Below are 18,237 nucleotides of genomic sequence, written 5' to 3'. Positions count from 1 at the left end.
CAGCATGACAACAACGCTTGCAGACTGGAAAGGGGCTCCCGCACCCTCCATTACCCTCATCGAGGGGCGCTTCATCCGCCTGGAAAAGCTTGACCCCGTCCGCCACGGCGACGGCCTGTGGCAAGCCCTCGAAGGCCCCGGTGCCGATCCCAAGCTGTGGGACTATTTGCCCTACGGCCCCTTCCCCGAGCGCGGCGCCTTCGATACCTGGTTGAACAACCACGCGGCCAACAGCGACCCGTACTTCTTCTGCGTGATCGACCGCGCCAGTGGCGACGTGCAGGGCATTCTCAGCCTGATGTCCATCGTCCCGGCCCAGGGCCGCATCGAAATCGGCCACGTCACCTTCGGCGCACCGATGCAGCGCTCGCCCAAAAGCACCGAGGCGGTGTACCTGCTGGCCAAGCATTCGTTTGAACTGGGCTACCGTCGCCTGGAGTGGAAGTGCAATAACGGCAACGCCCGCTCCAAGTACGCGGCCGAGCGGTTGGGCTTCAGTTTTGAAGGCGTGTTTCGCCAGCACATGGTGGTCAAGGGGCAGAATCGGGATACAGCGTGGTATTCGATCCTGGACTCGGAATGGTCAACGATTGGGGCGGGGTTTAAGCGGTGGCTTTCGGATGAGAATCAGACAGGTTCGGGCCAACTGAAGACGCTGGTTGAGTGCCGCAGCTAGCCAAATGATCGTTCCCACTCGTGAGAACGATCAATGTCGCCTAAATACTGCGCCGAACCTTCACCACCCCCATCTTTAATCCAAACGGCCTGAACACCGCATTCAACGATTTCAGCGTCTGATTACCCTCGCCATGTTCGATATGCACCAAGGTGCGCACAGAAATTTTGCACATCTTGGCGAACTGGCTTTGATGCAGGCCGGTGACTTCGGTTCGCAGGCGGCGTACGGCTTCGCCTATTTCGAGCGTGCCTTGGGCCAGCCCTTGCTCGATGCTCTCGATGACGAGTGCACGTTGCTCAATGGAAAGACTCATCTCAGCCCCCAGTCGGTCAGGCGTTGATCCAAGTCGCGCAGTGCGATGCGCGGATGACTCCACGTCACCTGTGGCAAGCCACTGGCAACCAGAATGTCCGGCAAAGCCCTCAGTACTTCGGCATCTTGGCGCAGCCGTTCGAAGGCCTGAATGGGTTCAACCACCTGCGAAAGTGCCTCGCAAACACCACGCCAGTTGATGTCTCCCGCCACTTCCAGTAGGCCGGGCCATTTCGTTGTACGGGTGATGCCTTCGTCATCCATGACCATGGGTGCCAGGTCGTAAATAGGCGCGAGGCGCAAGCTGTCTTGCCCCCGGATAATGGACGTGTTCCGCCCATGATTATCCGAGTTCCCCAGTATCTTGTTCAGCAAGTCGCGCCGTAGATAATCGGCGACCAAATCGGCCACTTGACCATCCTGGCCAGCTGCTTTCCATAAATCGACCAACAGGTACACCACCTTCACATGGTCCATGGAACTGCCGGGGGCCGTGATGCCTGCCGCCGAGTAAATCGACTCGACCGCGAAACGCTCCACGCCTTGAGCGCCAACGGCGCGATCAAATCGGTGCATCCATAAACTGGGCTTGGAGGCCTCCTCCAGCGCCAGCCCCTGGGCCGCGACGGTCTCAATCCCAAGCGACTGCAGGGCCCTGTAGTAGTGGTATTCACTTCTGAGAATATCTTGGTCCCGCTGTAAGCCTTGATTGCGAGCGAACTTGATAAACCAATGTTGGCTGACCTGGTCATCATCCAGTACCGCATCGGGATACAAAAGCCCGTCATGACTTTGAGTCATGAGCAACTTGGGCGCCTCGCCGCCCGCACCCGTCGCACCGCCAATGGCCGCACCTTGTTCATAGGCGTATTCGAGGAAGCGGTTATCACGCTCGATTACGTCTTGGCGTACAAATCCGATGGCGGGCCGACCGCCCTCTCCCCGAACAGATTCCTTGATACGCATATGCCCGATGGGAGCAGGTGTACTGCGCGCCAGTAGAAACAAGTCGGCACTGATGCCGTCAGGCTTTTCACCGGCCATACGATTTAAAAGGAAGCGTTTGGCCGCACCTGCCGGTGCAATGTCGTACAGGAAGGCGGGGGCATGCTTGAGCGATTCCTGCCCCCAGGTTGGCGGCACTCTGACGCTGACTGACGCAGCAAACAGGGTTTCAATTCGGTCCAGGTGATCAGCCAGATAGGCAGACTCGTATCCAAAACGGCAAGGGCTGGCAAAACCGCTTTGCGGTTCGGCAAACTCCAGGATCATTGCGTCCTGCCAAAGTCCGGCATCAAAAACTTGTAGGGTCAGTTTAAAAGTCGATTCCGTCTGCAATTTAATGCGCCTGAATGTCAGTTAAGGTCGGCTGATTTGCAATATAGTGCATAAATTCAATCTATGCAGACTGGTAGACGCAATAAAATGCGCATTCTCCGTTCAGACATCGAAAAAACCGCATTAAAGTGCAGATCCGTTACCCGTCATCCCTCCGACATAATCCTGTAAAAACCCTGCGCTATACAGGTCGACTTGTTTCCTACAACAAGGTCGTCCGCCATGCCCTTTTTGCCCCATCGTCTTGCGCTCGCCATCACCTTGCTGGCCGGCAGCAGTTACATTGAAGCGGCCCCAGTCAAGACGGTACAGATCGACACACCCACCACCACCGCGCAAACCCTGGGTGGCAGTGATTCGTTGACGATCTCGGCACCGGGCAGCATCAGTACCGCCAAGGTGGCCATCACCCTCAAGGACGGCACCAGCGGCAAGGGCGTGGTGATCGACAACGCGGGCAAGGTCACGTCCACCGGTGGCCGGGCCATCGACAGTGCGGGCGACCTTGCCAATGCCCGTACCTACAGCATCTACAACCGCGCAGGCGGGGTGATCCAGGGCGCCAATGATGCGCTGCGCATCGACAGCAACTTCGCCAGCGGCAGCCTGTTGATCGATAACAGCGGCACCATTCGCTCCACCACCGGCCAAGGCCTGGATCTGGACGCGATCCGCAGCAGCAACGTCAGCACCACCATCATCAACCGCGCAGGCGGGCTGATTCGTGGTGAGGCCAGTGACGGCATGAAAACCGGTGCCCACGCTACCATCACCAACTACGGCGAAATTTCCACCGGCGATACTCACTCCCGGGATGACAAGTTCGATGGTGTCGACATCGATTCGGCCAGCGGCGTAACCGTAACCAACTACGGGACTATTTCCGGTGGTCGTCACGGCATAACCACTGACCTGGGTGCAACGCTGGCCAACTACGGCACAGTGATCGGTCGCAATGGCTCGGGCTTTGGTTCCGACGGCGACGGCACGGTGATCAACCACGGCACCATCACCGGAGCCTTCTCCGGGCTGCAACCCGATGGCGACGGTGACGGCGTGGACATCGACAAGATCGCCCATATCGAAAACTACGCAGTGATTCAGGGTGTGGGGGCCGGTGGCGTCGACAAGAACGGTTTTGCCAACGGCAGTGAAGGCATCGCCCTTGGCGGCGGCTATGTATTCAATGGTGTCGGTGCGCTGGTCAGTGGCGCCAACAACGCGATCCTCGTGGACGACGGCAGCGACGGTTCGGGACTGGCGGCCACCACCCTGGAAAACCATGGCACCCTCCAGGGCCTGGATGGCTATGGCGTGAAGTTCGTCGGCGAGTTTGCCGACACCGTGATCAACGCAGGCCTCATCAGTGGCAGCAACGGCCTGGCCCTGGACCTGGGCGGCGGCGATGACAGCCTGACACTGCGCAATGGCAGCCGTTTTATCGGCGTGGTCGACGGCGGCACCGGGTACGACCGCCTCACAATGGATGACGCGACCGGCGCCAGCTTCGGTGACAGTCGCAACTTCGAATGGCTGGACGTCAAACAAGGCACCTGGACCCTTACCGGCAGCGGTGACTTCAGCGACGGCGGCGAGATTTTCAGTGGTGCCAAGCTGATCAACCAGGGCGGGATCAGCGGCAATATGACCGTCGATGAAGGCGGGGTTTATGCCGGTGGCGGCAGTGTCGCCAGCTTGCTCGTAAAAGGGACATTGCAGACCAACACCGCCCTCGGCACCGCCACCATCACCCGCGACCTGACCATGACCAGCGGCTCGACCCTTGCCTATGGCGTCAACGCCAACGGCAGCAGCGCCCCGATCAAGGTCGGCGGTACCGCCAACCTCAATGGCGCGACCCTGGCGGTCAATCCCGGTAGCGGCACTTACCCGTGGCAGAGCCACTACACGGTGCTGCAAGCGGGCAGCATCAACGGCATCTTCGCCAAGGTCACCAGCGACTATGCCTTCCTCACCCCGACCCTGGATTACAGCGCCACTCAGGTCGGCCTGACGTACACCCGCAACGACGTGGCCTTCAATCAGCTCGCCAGCACCGGCAACGGCACCAGCGCCGCCAACAGCCTGGCGACCCTGGGCAAAAACAACGCGCTATATAACGCCCTGCTCAACACCACCAACACCAGCGCGGGCGCGGCCATTGAGCAACTGGCCGGCAGCAGCACTGCCAACCTGACCAGCGTCACCCTGGGTGCCAGCGCCCAGGTCGGTGGCAGCATGCTCGCGGCCATGCATCAATTGGGTGGCGGCGCAGGGCTGCTGGTGGGGCTTGATCAGCAGGACACGCCGGTTCTCGCCGCCAGCGGTGTTCCTGCTGCGGCGCGTAATCTCAACGATCCGAACGCCCAGGGCCGCCTGTGGCTGCAAGGTATCGGCAGCTACGGCAAGCTCGACGGCGACCACGCCAGCAACGGCCTGACCCAACGCACCAAGGGCAGCGTGCTCGGCGCCGATTGGGCGCTCAATCCTGAGTGGCGCGTGGGCGTGTTGGGCGGCTACTCCAAGACGGATCTAGATACCACCGGTGTCGACGGCAGCGTAGACAGCTGGCACGCCGGCATCTACGCCATGCGCCAACGTGGGCCGCTGGCCTTGCGCTTGGGTGCTGCGTACAGCGGGCACCAAGGGGACAGCAAACGCACCGTGGCCTTCAACGGTTTCAGCGACCGCCCCAAAGGCGACTACGACGCCAACAGCCAGCAAGCCTTCGTCGAACTGGGCTACGCCATGGGCAGCGGGCGCCTGAGTGCCGAGCCGTTCGCCAACCTCGGTTATCAGCGCTATCACCGTGACAGCTACAACGAAAAAGGTGGCGCCGCCGCCCTGCATGTCGACGGGCAAACCCAGGACAACGTCAGCAGCACCTTCGGTCTGCGCCTGGCGCACCTGAGCCAGCTGGAAAACGGCATCAGCCTCACGCCGCGAGCCAGCGCCGGCTGGAAACACACCTACGGCGACGTCGACAGCAACACCCGCCAGGCCTTCCTGATGGGTGGCACGGCGTTCAATGTCGAAGGTAGCGCCCTGGATCGTGACAGTCTCATGCTCGAAGCCGGGCTGGATGTCGGCTTGTCAGCCCGCCATACCATCGGTGTGGGCTACAGTGGCGAAATAGGCAGTAACAGCCGCAATCATGGCGTCATGGGCCAATGGACCATGGCTTTCTGAAATACCCTTACCCCAGGCGAAAAAAAGGGGGCAGATGCCCCCCGAGGTTTAAACGGTAGTTTCGAAGGCTGTGTATCAGCCTTCGATTTCGATCAGTATTTCGCCAGGGTTGACCCGGTCGCCCTTGGCCACATGAACGGCGGTGACCTTGCCGGCAATCGCCGCCTGGACTTCGGTCTCCATCTTCATCGCTTCAGTGATCAGCACGGCCTGGCCGGCCTTGACTACGTCGCCTTCCTTGACCAGCACATCAACGATATTGCCCGGCATCGCGGTGCTGACATGGCCCGGCTCGCTGGCTTGTTTGCGCTTGCTGGTGCCGCCGCCGACAAACTCGTTGAGCGGTTCGAAGACCACCTCTTCCGGCATGCCGTCGATGGAAAGATAAAAGTGGCGCTTGCCTTCGGCCTTGACGCCGACACCTGTGATGTCGACGCGGTAGCTCTCACCGTGAACGTCGATGACGAACTCGGTCGGCACGCCTTCACCGCCAGCACGAGCGACACCGCCAGCTTCGGGGATCGGCAGCAGCACTTCCGGGGTCAAGGTGCCAGCTTCACGCTCTTCGAGGAACTTGCGCCCGATGTCCGGGAACATGGCGTAGGTCAGCACGTCTTCTTCGGACTTGGCCAATGCACCGATTTCGCCGCGCAATCGGGTCATTTCCGGCTTGAGCAGATCCGCCGGACGCACGTCGATGACTTCTTCGCTGCCAATGGCCTGACGCCGCAGTTTTTCGTTCACGGTGCCAGGCGCCTTGCCGTAGCCGCCTTGCAGGTAGAGCTTCACCTCGTTGGTGATGGTCTTGTAGCGCTCGCCGGCCAGCACGTTGAAGAACGCCTGGGTTCCGACGATTTGCGAAGTCGGTGTTACCAACGGTGGGAAGCCGAGATCTTCACGAACCCGTGGAATTTCGGCCAGCACTTCGCTCATGCGGTTCAGCGCGCCCTGTTCTTTCAACTGGTTGGCCAGGTTGGAGATCATCCCGCCCGGTACCTGGTTGACCTGCACGCGGGTATCGACAGCGGTGAATTCGCTTTCGAACTGGTGGTACTTCTTGCGCACGGCATAGAAGTACAGGCCGATTTCCTGCAGCAACCCCAGGTCCAGGCCGGTGTCGAATTCGCTGCCTTTAAGGGCGGCGACCATCGACTCGGTGCCAGGGTGGCTGGTGCCCCAGGCGAAGCTGGAGATGGCGGTGTCGATATGGTCGGCGCCGTTTTCGATGGCCTTGAGTTGGCACATCGCGGCCAGGCCAGCGGTGTCGTGGGAGTGGATGAATACTGGCAGGCTTTGCTCGGTCTTCAGTGCCTTGACCAACTCGCCCGTGGCGTACGGGGTCAACAGACCAGCCATGTCCTTGATCGCCACCGAGTCGCAACCCATGGCTTCCATTTGCTTGGCCTGGGCCACGAACGCGTCGATGGTATGCACCGGGCTGGTGGTGTAGGCGATAGTGCCCTGGGCGTGTTTGCCGGCGGCTTTCACCGCCTCGATGGCAACCCGCAGGTTACGCACGTCGTTCATCGCATCAAAAATGCGGAACACGTCGACGCCATTGACCGCGGCCTTGGCGACGAAAGCTTTGACCACGTCGTCGCTGTAGTGGCGGTAACCCAGCAGGTTCTGGCCGCGCAGGAGCATTTGCAGGCGCGTGTTAGGCAACGCCGCACGCAGTTTGCGCAGGCGCTCCCACGGGTCTTCTTTCAGAAAGCGCACGCAGGCGTCAAAAGTCGCGCCGCCCCAGACTTCCAGGGACCAGTAGCCAACTTTGTCGAGCTTGTCGCAGATCGGCAGCATGTCGTCGGTGCGCATGCGGGTCGCCAGCAACGATTGGTGGGCGTCGCGCAGGATGGTGTCGGTTACGAATATTTTTTTGGAAACAGGAGTCTTGGACATTGTTGTATTCCTCACAGGCCTGCGTGGGCGGCGATGGCGGCGGCGATGGCCAGGGCCAGCTCTTCGGGTTTGCGCTTGATCGAATAGTTGGTCAGCTCAGGGTGGCTTTCCACAAAACTGGTGTTGAACTGGCCGCTACGGAATTCCGGGTTGCGCAGGATTTCCTGGTAATACGCCGCGGTGGTCTTTACGCCTTGCAGGCGCATGTCGTCCAGGGCGCGCAGGCCACGGTCCATGGCCTCTTCCCAAGTCAACGCCCAGACCACCAGCTTCAGGCACATGGAGTCGTAGTACGGCGGAATGGTGTAGCCGGTGTAGATCGCTGTGTCGGTGCGCACGCCGGGGCCGCCGGGGGCGTAGTAACGGGTGATCTTGCCGAAGCTGGGGAGGAAGTTGTTTTTCGGGTCTTCGGCGTTGATGCGAAACTGCAACGCGAAACCACGGTGCTGGATGTCTTCCTGCTTGACCGACAGCGGCAGGCCAGAGGCGATACGGATTTGCTCACGGACAATGTCGATGCCGGTGATTTCTTCGGTGATGGTGTGTTCCACCTGCACCCGGGTGTTCATCTCCATGAAGTACACCTCGCCTTCGGCGAGCAAAAACTCCACGGTACCGGCGTTCTCATAGCCCACGGCCTTGGCGGCGCGCACGGACAGGTCGCCAATATAGGCGCGCTGTTCAGGGGTCAGTTGCGGGCTTGGAGCGATTTCGATGAGCTTCTGGTTGCGACGCTGGATCGAGCAGTCGCGCTCGAATAGATGTACGACGTTGCCAAAGCTGTCACCGAGGATCTGCGCCTCGATGTGCTTGGGATTGACGATGCATTTTTCCAGGAACACTTCCGCCGAACCGAAGGCCTTGGTGGCTTCGGAAATGACGCGGGGGAAGGCTTGTTCGAGTTCTTCAGGGCTGTTGCAGCGGCGAATACCGCGACCGCCACCACCGGAGGTGGCCTTGAGCATCACCGGGTAGCCGATGCGATCACCTTCAGTCAGCGCTTCGGCGATGTCTGCAACGTTGCCTTCGGTGCCCGGCGTAACCGGCACGCCGGCCTTGATCATGCTGCGGCGGGCTTCGGTCTTGTCGCCCATGCGGCGAATGACTTCTGCCGACGGGCCAATGAATTTAATACCGCGCTCGGCGCAAATGTCTGCCAGCTCGGCGTTTTCCGAGAGGAAGCCGTAGCCGGGGTGCAGCGCGTCGCAACCGGTCTCCACCGCCAGGTTCACCAGCTTGCGCGGGTTCAGGTAACCGGCCAGGGGCTCGGCACCGATGCTGTGGGCCTCGTCGGCACGCTTTACATGCAGGGCGTGGCGATCGGCATCGGAATAGACCGCGACCGAACGGATACCCATCTCGGCGCAGGCTCGCACGATACGTACGGCAATCTCACCACGGTTGGCGATCAGGATCTTTGTTATCACTTGGAAATTCCCTTGAGCCGATGGCTACCTTCGACCTGCTAGACCAGGTCGGCGCGTGACCAGATGTTTCAAGCCAGTCGCGTGACACACACTATGCGCATGTAGGGATTAATAAAAATCAATAATAATTGGGTTGTGTATAAGTAAAGACTTATAGTCAGCGCAATAGAGGCCTGCTGGAGTGTTGTAATAATGCGTAAGTCATTGATGCGTATGACATTGCGTCAGTTGCAGATTTTCAATGAGGTCTGTGATTTACGCTCCTACAGCCGTGCAGCCGAGGAAATGTCACTCACTCAACCGGCCGTCAGCCTGCAAATAAAGCAGTTGGAGGAGCTGGTAGGTCAGCCGTTGTTCGATTACGTCGGCAAAAAGCTCTACATGACCGAAGCCGCCGAAGCCCTGCAACGGGCCAGCCGAGATATTTTCGGGCGCCTGGAAAACCTCGACATGCAGCTCTCGGACATGCAGGGCTCGTTGCAGGGCCAACTAAAGCTGGCGGTGGAGTCCAGCGCCAAGTATTTCGTGCCGCACCTGTTCGCCGCCTTCAAGCGCCAACATCCGGAAGTTAACCTGCAGTTGACGGTGGTCAATCGCGCCCAAGTGATTCGAAGGCTTTCCGACAACCGCGATGACTTGGTCATCATGACCATGGTGCCCCAGGACATGGGCCTGGAATTCCTGCCATTCCTCAACAACCCGATTGTGGCGGTGGCCCTGCCCGATCACCCGCTGAGCCAGCAAGGAACGCTGCGCTTGCAGGATCTTGAACCCTACACGCTGCTAGTGCGCGAGCCCGGCTCCGGGACGCGCAAAGCCTGCGAAGAGTACTTCAAGGAAAAACGCGTGCACTTCACCCAGACGGTGGAAGTGGCCTCGGCGGAGGCGCAGCGCGAATGCGTAGTCGCAGGTTTGGGCGTAGCGCTGCTGACGCGCCACGCCCTGAACCTGGAGCTGGCCACCGGCGGGCTCAAGGAGCTGCCGGTAGAAGAGCTGCCGCTGTACCGCAGTTGGTGCCTGGTGCAGGCCAAAGCCAAGCGCCTGTCACCGGTGGCCCATGCATTTCTGGGCTTTATCCGCAGCGAGCGGGTGCAGATCAGCGCCCTGGCTGAGCGCTTCGCAGGGCTGCCGCCGGCGCCTGCCAATGCAGTTCCAGATAGTCGGTGATGTCATGGAGCAACTGGCGCTGGTCACAGTGATCTTCAATTGCGCGACGGAACGCCATGCGGCGCTGGTCTTCCTGTTGGCGACGAGTCTTGAGGGTGCTGCTTTCTTCGTATTGCCGGGCCATTTCGAGTCTCCCAATGCGAGTACGGGGAGTTCAGAGTGGGCCCTTCGGATGACGATTTAGCGGCGCGGGGATGACAGAGATGTGAAAGTTACCCTGTGGTAATCCGACAAGTCTCCTCGCCACAGCCCACGTTCAGTCGTCGAGGGCTTTGACCGACTTGGGCGACAAGCGAAGGCTGCGCAGACTGCGCTTGACGCTCTTGAGGTGGTTGACCAGGCTCGGGCCGCGGGCCATGGCCACGCCCATCGCCAACACGTCGATCACCACCAGGTGGGCGATACGCGAAGTCAGCGGGGTGTAGATTTCGGTGTCTTCGTGCACGTCGATCGCCAAGTTGATCGTCGACAGCTCCGCCAACGGCGTCTGGCTCGGGCACAAGGTGATCAGCGAGGCGCCGCTTTCACGCACCAGGTTGGCAGTGATCAGCAGGTCCTTGGAGCGCCCGGACTGGGAAATGCAGATCGCCACATCAGTAGGCTTCAACGTCACCGCCGACATCGCCTGCATGTGTGGGTCGCTGTAGGCCGCTGCTGTCAGCAGCAGGCGGAAGAATTTGTGCTGGGCATCCGCCGCCACCGCGCCGGACGCGCCAAAGCCATAAAACTCCACGCGCTGGGCCTGGGACATGGCCGTCACCGCCTTCTGCAACTCCACCGGATCGAGCTTTTCTCGCACTTCCATGAGGGTGTGCAAGGTGGTGTCGAAGATTTTCAGACTGTAGTCGGCGACCGAGTCGTCTTCGTGAATGGCGAACTGCCCGAAGCTCGCACCGGCCGCAAGGCTCTGGGCCAGCTTCAGCTTCAAGTCCTGGAACCCGGAGCAACCGATGGCGCGACAGAAGCGCACGATGGTTGGCTCGCTGATACCGACGCTGTGGGCCAGGTCCGCCATGGAACTGTGCATCACGGCCGCAGGGTCAAGCAGCACATGATCGGCAACCTTGAGTTCCGATTTGCGTAACAGGTGGCGCGACTGGGCGATATGTTGCAACAGGTTCAAAGGGAAGGACTCTTGTTATTGGCTGATGCCGGGGATGTAGCAAGCTTGTAGTTATACTACAAGAATTGCTGGTTTGCCCGTTCGATGCATCACTTAATCGCCCTGCTGCCCCCTGATTTAGCGGGCAGGCTCTTTGTAGCCGGTGGTGCGGCCTGGACTCCACTATCGAAAATCTGCATTTTTCCGTAACAAATCCGCCAACCCTTCGGCCTCCATCGGCCGGCTGATCAAATAGCCTTGCACCTCATCGCAATGCTCGGCCCTGAGGAAATCCAGCTGCTGCTGATCTTCCACGCCCTCGGCCACCACCTTGAGGGACAAGCCATGGGCCATGGCGATGATCGCCCGGGTAATCGCCGCGTCTTCGCGGCCCTGGCCCAGGCCCCGGATAAACGTCTGGTCGATTTTCACGTAGTCCACGGGGATGCGTTTGAGGTAACTGAGGGACGAGTAGCCGGTGCCAAAATCGTCGATGGCCAGCTTGACCCCCAGGTCGCGCAGTTGCTGGAAGGTAGAGATGATGTGCTCAACGCTGTCGAGCAACTGGCTTTCGGTCAGCTCCAGTTCCAGGCACTGCGGCGCCAACCCGGTTTCTTCCAACACCTGGCGCACCAGGCTGACCAGCTTGCCTTGGCGTAATTGATGTACCGACAGGTTGACCGACACGCGGATCGGCGCCAGCCCCTGGCGCTGCCACTCGCACGCCTGCCAGCAGGCCTGGCGCAGGACGAACTCACCCAAAGGCACAATCAATCCGGTCTCTTCCGCCAAGCCAATGAAATCGCCGGGCGGCACGCTGCCCCACTGCGGATGATCCCAGCGCACCAGCGCTTCGGCGGCGTTCATCTTGCCCGTCACCAGGCACAGTTTGGGCTGGTAGAACACCTTCAGCTGACGCTCATCAATGGCCTTGCGTAACTGGTTCTCCAACTGCAAGCGCTCCAGGGTGCTGGCTTGCAGGCTGTCGGTATAGAACTGGAAATTATTGCCGCCCAGATGTTTGGCATGTTGCATGGCCATGTTCGACTGGCTGACCAGCGCGGAAACTTCCCGTGCATTATCCGGCAACAGGCTGACGCCCATGGAAGCACTGACCACCAGTTCATGCCCTTCCACCGCCACCGGTACCCGTAGCTTGGCCAGCAGGCGCGTCGCCACCCGCGCCAGGCTCGACAAGCTGCCGTAGGCGTCGAACAGCACCGCAAACTCATCGCCGGAAAGCCTGGCAATGGTGTCAGCTTCTGGCAAGGCGTTGATCAGCCGACGGGCCATTTTTTGCAACAACTGGTCGGCGACTTCGTGGCCAAGGCTGTCATTGAGGAGCTTGAACCGATCCAGGTTGATGTGCAGCAAAGCCAGGCTGCGACCGCCCTGGCGCACCCGCTGATGGGCTTCGCGTAGCCGCTCGCGGAACAACGAGCGATTCGCCAGCCCTGTCAACTCATCGTAGTGCGTGAGGTAGCGCATGCGCTCTTCAGATTCGCGTCGCGCCGACAGATCGGCGAAGAAGCCCACGATATGACTGACGTTTCCGCGAACATCACGCACGACGTTCAGCTGTAGCCACTGTGGGTAAAGCTCGCCATTTTTCCGTGCCTCTACCAGTTCACCCTGCCAGGTGCCTTGGCTTTGCAAGGCTTGGCGGATCGCCGGAAAGTGGCGCCGGGCATCGCGGCTGCTAGGCAACTCGACGACATTGCGTCCGAGCATGTCGTCGATTTCAAAACCGGTCACGCGGCTGAACGCCTGGTTGACGGCGATCAACGCATAATTGGGGTCGAGAATCACAATGCCTTCACTGGCCGCCTCGAATACCGTCGATGCGAGCCGTAGCTGTTCTTCCAGAACCTTGCCAGCGCTGATGTCGCGCCGGGTGCCGAGCATCCGCGTAACGCGCCCGCTGGCCGAGCGCTCCACGGCGCGGCCGCGGTCCTGGATCCAGACCCAGTGGCCGTCGCCATGGCGCACCCGGTATTCCACCAGATAGTCCTCGCTGCGGCCTTTCAAATGCTCAACCAGGGCGCGCTTGAGCAGCGGCAAATCGTCTGGGTGCAGGCGCGGCTTGAGGTGACTAAGCATCGCCGTGACATATTCCGGCTCCAGGCCGAACAGCTCCTTGAGCTGGGTGTGGTGGACTTCGTCGCTCTGCAGGTTCCAGTCCCACAGGCCCAACTCGCTGGCCTGCAACGCCAACGCCAGGCGCGCTTCGCTTTTGCTCAAGGCCGAACTGGCGGCGTCCAGTTCCTGGCTGCGCTGCTCGACGCGGTTCTGCAAACCGATCTGGGCCTCACGCAGCTCTTGCTCGACCTGACGCCGCTGCTCGACTTCGCGAACCAGATCCTGATTCAACTGTTCGCTGCGCTGCTGGGCCTGCTGCAAGTGCTCTATCAACGCCTGATTCTGGAAGCGGCGCCGCAGCCCACGCTGGATCAAACGGTTGACCTGCCACGCCACCACGCTCAGGGACGCCAGCAGAATCAGGCCCAGGACCCCCCAACCTTGCAACTGCGGATCGCCGCTCCAGAACAGATAGACGATGGCCGGCACCAGGCAGGGCAAGGCAAACGACAGAAATGCCAACAGGTTCACCGCATAGGCAACGCTGGCCGACAGTGTTGCCGCGCCGATCAGGCCGAATACCCAGGCCTGTTGCGCAAAGCTGTCTACCGGCACCAGAGCGATGGCGGCGCTGGCCAGGGTCAGGCCGCCGACGGCCGACCCCAACATGAACATACGGCGCCAGATCGGCTGCGCCTGTCGACTGGGCATGGCGCAATCGAACGCGGCCACCTGGATCACCCGCAAGGCCACCAGCGCCAGCAGCCATACCAGCCAAATGCTGACTAACACATAGCGCTGCGGGCTCCAGAGCAACCAGGCGCAGACCAGACCGTTAAGCAACATCAATAAGGTGGGCAGCAGCGAGCCTTGGTACAACAGGCGCGTGCGCTCGACTGCCATCTCCATGGCGTAGTGTTTGCGGATAACCTGCGCAGGCGCCGCGGAGGTGCTTGGCGGGTTAGTGCTGAGGGTCATAGGCAGTGTTCTTATAATGGTGAGCCCGAAACGTCGACGGAGCATACACAAGCAAGCGGACAGACCAAACTGCTCCACGTCATAAAAACCGTGCAATAAATGGCCGCAAACCTTGGGGCCAGAGGACTTGAGTGAGGCGGGGCGCGGGCTACAGAGGTTGACCGACCGGTCATCACCGCAATTGGATTGTTTGCCTCTTGTCCATCGCTGGCGGTTTTTCCTTCGGCCTCCCGACATTGAGATTTGCCCACCTTCCCCCGGCACCCTAGAATGCGCCGATGCGCGATGATCTCTCCCTTTTGCTGAATTCTCTCAACGATGCCCAACGCCAGGCCGTAGCGGCCCCCGTTGGCCGTCAGTTGGTCCTGGCCGGTGCTGGCTCCGGTAAAACCCGAGTGCTGGTGCACCGTATCGCCTGGTTGATCCAGGTCGAAAACGCCTCGTCTCATTCGATCCTGTCGGTGACCTTCACCAACAAGGCCGCTGCCGAGATGCGCCATCGCATCGAGCAGTTGATGGGCATCAGCCCGGCCGGCATGTGGGTCGGTACCTTCCACGGCCTGGCGCACCGCCTGTTGCGGGCCCACTGGCAGGAAGCCGGCCTGAGCCAGACCTTCCAGATTCTCGACAGCGACGACCAGCAACGCCTGGTCAAGCGGGTAATCCGCGAGCTGGGCCTGGACGAACAGCGCTGGCCGGTCCGTCAGGCCCAGTGGTTTATCAACGGCCAGAAAGACGAAGGCCTGCGCCCGCAACATATCCAGGCCAGCGGTGATCTGTTCCTGGCGACCATGCGCAGCATCTATGAAGCCTACGAGGTTGCCTGCCAGCGCGCCGGCGTCATCGACTTCTCCGAACTGCTGCTGCGCGCCCTCGACCTGTGGCGCGACCACCCCGGTTTGCTGGCGCACTATCAGAAGCGCTTCCGCCATGTGCTGGTGGACGAGTTCCAGGACACCAACGCCGTGCAGTACGCCTGGTTGCGCTTGCTGGCCAAGGGCGGCGACAGCTTGATGGTGGTGGGCGACGATGATCAGTCGATCTACGGCTGGCGCGGCGCGAAGATCGAGAACATCTACCAGTACTCCGATGACTTTCCAGACGCAGAAACCATTCGCCTGGAGCAGAACTATCGCTCCACTGCCGGGATTCTCAAGGCCGCCAACGCCTTGATCGCCAACAACACCGGACGCCTGGGCAAAGAGTTGTGGACCGACGGCGATGAAGGCGAAGCAATCAACCTGTATGCCGCCTTCAACGAACACGATGAAGCGCGCTACGTGGTGGAAACCATTGAAAGCGCCCTGAAAACCGGGCTGGCACGCAGCGACATCGCCATTCTGTATCGCTCCAACGCCCAGTCGCGGGTGCTGGAAGAAGCCTTGCTGCGCGAACGCATCCCGTACCGCATCTATGGCGGGCAGCGCTTCTTCGAGCGAGCCGAAATCAAGAACGCCATGGCCTACCTGCGCTTGCTGGAAGGCCGTGGCAACGATGCGGCGCTGGAGCGGGTGATCAATCTCCCGGCCCGGGGCATCGGCGAAAAGACCATCGAAGCCATTCGCGATCACGCTCGCCACAGCGATGTGTCGATGTGGGAAGCCATGCGCTTGCTGATCGCCAATAAAGGCCTGACCGGCCGTGCCGCCGGTGCGTTGGCCGTGTTTGTCGAGCTGATCGAGAACCTGGCCGCCAAGTGCATGGAAATGCCCCTGCATCTGATGACCCAGACCGTTATCGAACAATCCGGCCTGATCGCCTACCACGAAGCGGAAAAAGGCGAGAAAGGCCAGGCTCGGGTAGAAAACCTTGAGGAGCTGGTCAGTGCCGCCCGCGCCTTCGAAAACAGCGAAGAAGATGCCGAGCTGTCGCCGCTGTCGGCCTTCCTCGGGCATGCGTCGCTGGAAGCTGGCGATACCCAGGCCGATGAGCATGAAGACAGCGTGCAGTTGATGACGCTGCACAGCGCCAAGGGCCTGGAGTTCCCTTATGTGTTCCTGGTGGGCATGGAAGAAGGGCTGTTCCCTCACAAGATGAGCCTGGAGGAACCGGGACGCCTGGAAGAGGAGCGCCGCCTGGCTTACGTCGGCATCACCCGAGCCATGCAGAACCTGGTGATGACCTACGCCGAAACCCGACGCCTGTACGGCAGCGAGACCTACAACAAAGTGTCACGCTTCGTACGCGAAGTGCCGAAGGGGCTGATTCAGGAAGTGCGGCTGTCCAACAGCGTCAGCCGGCCGTTCGGTGGCGGCCAACAGCAGAATTCCAGCAGCATGTTCGCTGGTGCGGAAATCCCGGAGACACCATTCAGCCTCGGCCAGCAGGTCAAGCACGCGATCTTCGGCGAAGGCGTGATCCTCAACTTCGAAGGCGCCGGGGCCCAGGCTCGGGTACAGGTGAACTTTGCCGAAGGCAGTAAATGGTTGATGCTGGGTTACGCCAAGCTGGAAGCCGTCTAAGCCACCGGTCAAAGATGAACGGTAATGGCCCACCCCTTGCTTTTACGGGAGATGGGCCAATATCTGTAATACGTCCTACAGATCATTCTGTATCGGTCTTACGCAAAAGCCCGAAACATTATGCCGCTAGCCACTGACATTACACCTGTGCAACATGGCGCGCGTGCAGTCCACAAATGGGAATTCCCTTTATGAAACGTTTTCTTAGCATCGCCATGGCATTGTGCATCGGCCTGACGATGAGCCTCGACGCCAACGCCAAGCGCTTTGGTGGCGGCAAAAGCTCCGGCGCAGCACCGAGCCACCAGACCAGCCAAATGGCGCCATCGGCCGGTGCCGGCGGTGCCGCTGCAACCGCAGGCGCGGCCGGTGCCGCTGGCGCTGCTGCCAAGGCCGGCGGTGCTTCGCGCTGGTTGGGCCCTCTGGCCGGTATCGCTGCCGGCGGCCTGCTCGCTTCCATGTTCATGGGCGGCGGCTTCCAGGGCATGCAGATCTTCGACATCCTGATCATGGCGATCATCGCCTTTGTGATCTTCCGCTTTATCGCCGCTCGTCGTCGCAAGCAGCAGGAGCACATGGCTCCAGCCGGCGCGCCAATGCAGCGTGAAGCGTTCGAGCAGAAACCAGCCATGGGCTCGATCTTCGGCGGCTCGGCAGCACCTGCCGCCGCTCGTCCGGTGATCAATGCACCAGCCTGGTTCAACGAAGAGCGTTTCGTTGAGGCGGCCCGCAACCACTTCCAGTCCCTGCAGCAACACTGGGACGCCAACGAAATGGACAAGATCGCTGAGTTCGTGACCCCACAACTGCTGGAGTTCCTCAAGCGCGAACGTGCCGACCTGGGCGACGCCTTCCAGTCGACCTACATCGACGATCTGCGCGTACAACTTGAAGGTGTAGATGATCGCGCCGACAAGACCATCGCCACCCTGACATTCAGCGGTGTGTCGAAGACCTCACGTTTCGACCAGGGCGAAGTGTTCAGCGAAAGCTGGAACATGGAACGTCCGCAAGGCGAAAACCAGCCTTGGCTGGTGGCCGGTATCCGTCAGAACAGCTGATCCGCACACGCGTTGAGCTGGCAGTAACAAAAACCCCGGACTTGTCCGGGGTTTTCCATTTCACGGTTGCACTTATAGCGAGCTACTGTATAAAGCGCCCCTATAAACCGCGCCAACTAGCACGAGGATCCCGGCCGTGGAAGAAGTCATCGAACAATTGCGTGAAGCTAACGAACCTGTCCCGGTTCCTCTGGAACTGCCTGACGACGACGACCTGGTGGAGATTGAAGAACAGTTGTTCATCAATATCCCCTTTGTCTTCAAAGAGTTTTTGCTGACTGTCAGCGACGTGGTTTATGGCAGCCTGGAGCCTGTGACCGTTACCGACCCACAGTCCCACACCTATCTGCCGGACGTTTGTGCGACCGCTTGGGATATGGGCGTTTCTCGCGAACTGATCCCAATCTGCCAAGACGGCGACGACTACTACTGCGTCGAAGAGGACGGCACCGTCGTACTGTGGTCCGGCGAAGAAGAGATCGTCACCGAAGAAACCTGGGAATCGGTCTGGCACTGGGCGCGGGACGTCTGGCTGGAAAGCTGA

General features: G+C 60.4%; 13 protein-coding genes. 6 read left to right on the top strand and 7 right to left on the bottom strand.

The window, feature by feature from the left end; translation table 11 throughout:
• Positions 1 to 4: 4 nt before the first annotated feature.
• Entirely contained in the window at positions 5 to 676 is a 672-nt protein-coding gene (locus ACZRKZ_RS14000; protein ID WP_463981868.1) for a GNAT family N-acetyltransferase, read from the top strand.
• Positions 677 to 716: 40 nt separating this feature from the next.
• Here ACZRKZ_RS14000 and ACZRKZ_RS13995 read toward each other — a convergent pair whose 3' ends face one another.
• The gene (locus ACZRKZ_RS13995) at positions 717 to 992 is read right to left on the bottom strand and encodes a helix-turn-helix domain-containing protein (RefSeq protein WP_149412530.1); all 276 of its coding nucleotides are present in this window, start codon (positions 990 to 992) and stop codon (positions 717 to 719) included.
• Positions 989 to 2,329 carry a HipA domain-containing protein gene (locus ACZRKZ_RS13990; RefSeq protein ID WP_463967564.1) on the bottom strand — a complete coding sequence of 447 codons (1,341 nt, stop codon included), beginning with the start codon at positions 2,327 to 2,329 and terminating at the stop codon, positions 989 to 991. Before ACZRKZ_RS13990 ends, ACZRKZ_RS13995 begins: the two co-directional genes overlap by 4 nt.
• Positions 2,330 to 2,551: 222 nt before the next feature.
• Between ACZRKZ_RS13990 and ACZRKZ_RS13985 the strand changes: the two genes are divergently transcribed.
• Positions 2,552 to 5,518, top strand: a complete 2,967-nt coding sequence (locus ACZRKZ_RS13985; protein WP_463981867.1) for an autotransporter outer membrane beta-barrel domain-containing protein — start codon at positions 2,552 to 2,554, stop codon at positions 5,516 to 5,518.
• A 75-nt stretch (positions 5,519 to 5,593) separates the two neighbouring features.
• On the opposite strand, the gene oadA is transcribed toward ACZRKZ_RS13985, so the two are convergent.
• Together oadA and ACZRKZ_RS13975 are read right to left on the bottom strand one after the other, a co-directional pair.
• The gene (gene oadA / locus ACZRKZ_RS13980) at positions 5,594 to 7,417 is read right to left on the bottom strand and encodes a sodium-extruding oxaloacetate decarboxylase subunit alpha (RefSeq protein WP_133100694.1); all 1,824 of its coding nucleotides are present in this window, start codon (positions 7,415 to 7,417) and stop codon (positions 5,594 to 5,596) included.
• 11 nt (positions 7,418 to 7,428) lie between these two features.
• The gene (locus ACZRKZ_RS13975; RefSeq protein ID WP_133100693.1) at positions 7,429 to 8,844 is read right to left on the bottom strand and encodes an acetyl-CoA carboxylase biotin carboxylase subunit; all 1,416 of its coding nucleotides are present in this window, start codon (positions 8,842 to 8,844) and stop codon (positions 7,429 to 7,431) included.
• A gap of 192 nt (positions 8,845 to 9,036) precedes the next feature.
• On the opposite strand from ACZRKZ_RS13975, the gene ACZRKZ_RS13970 reads away from it, so the two are divergent.
• Positions 9,037 to 10,011 (top strand): LysR family transcriptional regulator, encoded by a 975-nt coding sequence (locus tag ACZRKZ_RS13970; protein WP_463981866.1) that lies wholly within the window; start codon positions 9,037 to 9,039, stop codon positions 10,009 to 10,011.
• On the opposite strand, the gene ACZRKZ_RS13965 is transcribed toward ACZRKZ_RS13970, so the two are convergent.
• From ACZRKZ_RS13965 to ACZRKZ_RS13955, 3 genes are all read right to left on the bottom strand, one after another.
• Complete coding sequence (locus tag ACZRKZ_RS13965) at positions 9,941 to 10,135, bottom strand: PA3496 family putative envelope integrity protein (protein WP_463981865.1); 195 nt, start codon at positions 10,133 to 10,135, stop codon at positions 9,941 to 9,943. The genes ACZRKZ_RS13970 and ACZRKZ_RS13965 overlap by 71 nt on opposite strands.
• 132 nt (positions 10,136 to 10,267) lie before the next feature.
• Positions 10,268 to 11,134 carry a transcriptional regulator HexR gene (gene hexR, locus ACZRKZ_RS13960; RefSeq protein ID WP_133100690.1) on the bottom strand — a complete coding sequence of 289 codons (867 nt, stop codon included), beginning with the start codon at positions 11,132 to 11,134 and terminating at the stop codon, positions 10,268 to 10,270.
• A 162-nt stretch (positions 11,135 to 11,296) separates the two neighbouring features.
• Positions 11,297 to 14,170: an EAL domain-containing protein gene (locus tag ACZRKZ_RS13955; protein WP_463981864.1), complete on the bottom strand. Its 2,874-nt coding sequence runs from the start codon at positions 14,168 to 14,170 to the stop codon at positions 11,297 to 11,299.
• Between the two features lie 278 nt (positions 14,171 to 14,448).
• On the opposite strand from ACZRKZ_RS13955, the gene uvrD reads away from it, so the two are divergent.
• The 3 genes from uvrD (at position 14,449) to ACZRKZ_RS13940 (ending at position 18,237) form a co-directional block, all read left to right on the top strand.
• On the top strand, positions 14,449 to 16,632 hold the full coding sequence (gene uvrD / locus ACZRKZ_RS13950) for a DNA helicase II (RefSeq protein WP_463967559.1): 2,184 nt from the start codon (positions 14,449 to 14,451) through the stop codon (positions 16,630 to 16,632).
• 191 nt (positions 16,633 to 16,823) lie between these two features.
• The gene (locus tag ACZRKZ_RS13945; RefSeq protein WP_350615105.1) at positions 16,824 to 17,693 is read left to right on the top strand and encodes a Tim44 domain-containing protein; all 870 of its coding nucleotides are present in this window, start codon (positions 16,824 to 16,826) and stop codon (positions 17,691 to 17,693) included.
• A gap of 136 nt (positions 17,694 to 17,829) precedes the next feature.
• Positions 17,830 to 18,237: an SMI1/KNR4 family protein gene (locus ACZRKZ_RS13940; protein WP_133100686.1), complete on the top strand. Its 408-nt coding sequence runs from the start codon at positions 17,830 to 17,832 to the stop codon at positions 18,235 to 18,237.

Source organism: Pseudomonas sp. c313 (assembly GCF_055407145.1).
Note: the sequence above shows the minus strand (reverse complement) of the source record. Positions and strands in the feature narration are given on the sequence as shown.

Bases quoted from the DNA above. Each gene is read 5' to 3' on its own strand.
- ACZRKZ_RS14000 (WP_463981868.1), top strand. From the start codon at position 5: ATGACAACAACGCTTGCAGACTGGAAAGGGGCTCCCGCACCCTCCATT.
- ACZRKZ_RS13995 (WP_149412530.1), bottom strand. From the start codon at position 992: ATGAGTCTTTCCATTGAGCAACGTGCACTCGTCATCGAGAGCATCGAG.
- ACZRKZ_RS13985 (WP_463981867.1), top strand. From the start codon at position 2,552: ATGCCCTTTTTGCCCCATCGTCTTGCGCTCGCCATCACCTTGCTGGCC.
- oadA (WP_133100694.1), bottom strand. From the start codon at position 7,417: ATGTCCAAGACTCCTGTTTCCAAAAAAATATTCGTAACCGACACCATC.
- ACZRKZ_RS13970 (WP_463981866.1), top strand. From the start codon at position 9,037: ATGCGTAAGTCATTGATGCGTATGACATTGCGTCAGTTGCAGATTTTC.
- ACZRKZ_RS13965 (WP_463981865.1), bottom strand. From the start codon at position 10,135: ATGGCCCGGCAATACGAAGAAAGCAGCACCCTCAAGACTCGTCGCCAA.
- ACZRKZ_RS13955 (WP_463981864.1), bottom strand. From the start codon at position 14,170: ATGACCCTCAGCACTAACCCGCCAAGCACCTCCGCGGCGCCTGCGCAG.
- uvrD (WP_463967559.1), top strand. From the start codon at position 14,449: ATGCGCGATGATCTCTCCCTTTTGCTGAATTCTCTCAACGATGCCCAA.
- ACZRKZ_RS13945 (WP_350615105.1), top strand. From the start codon at position 16,824: ATGAAACGTTTTCTTAGCATCGCCATGGCATTGTGCATCGGCCTGACG.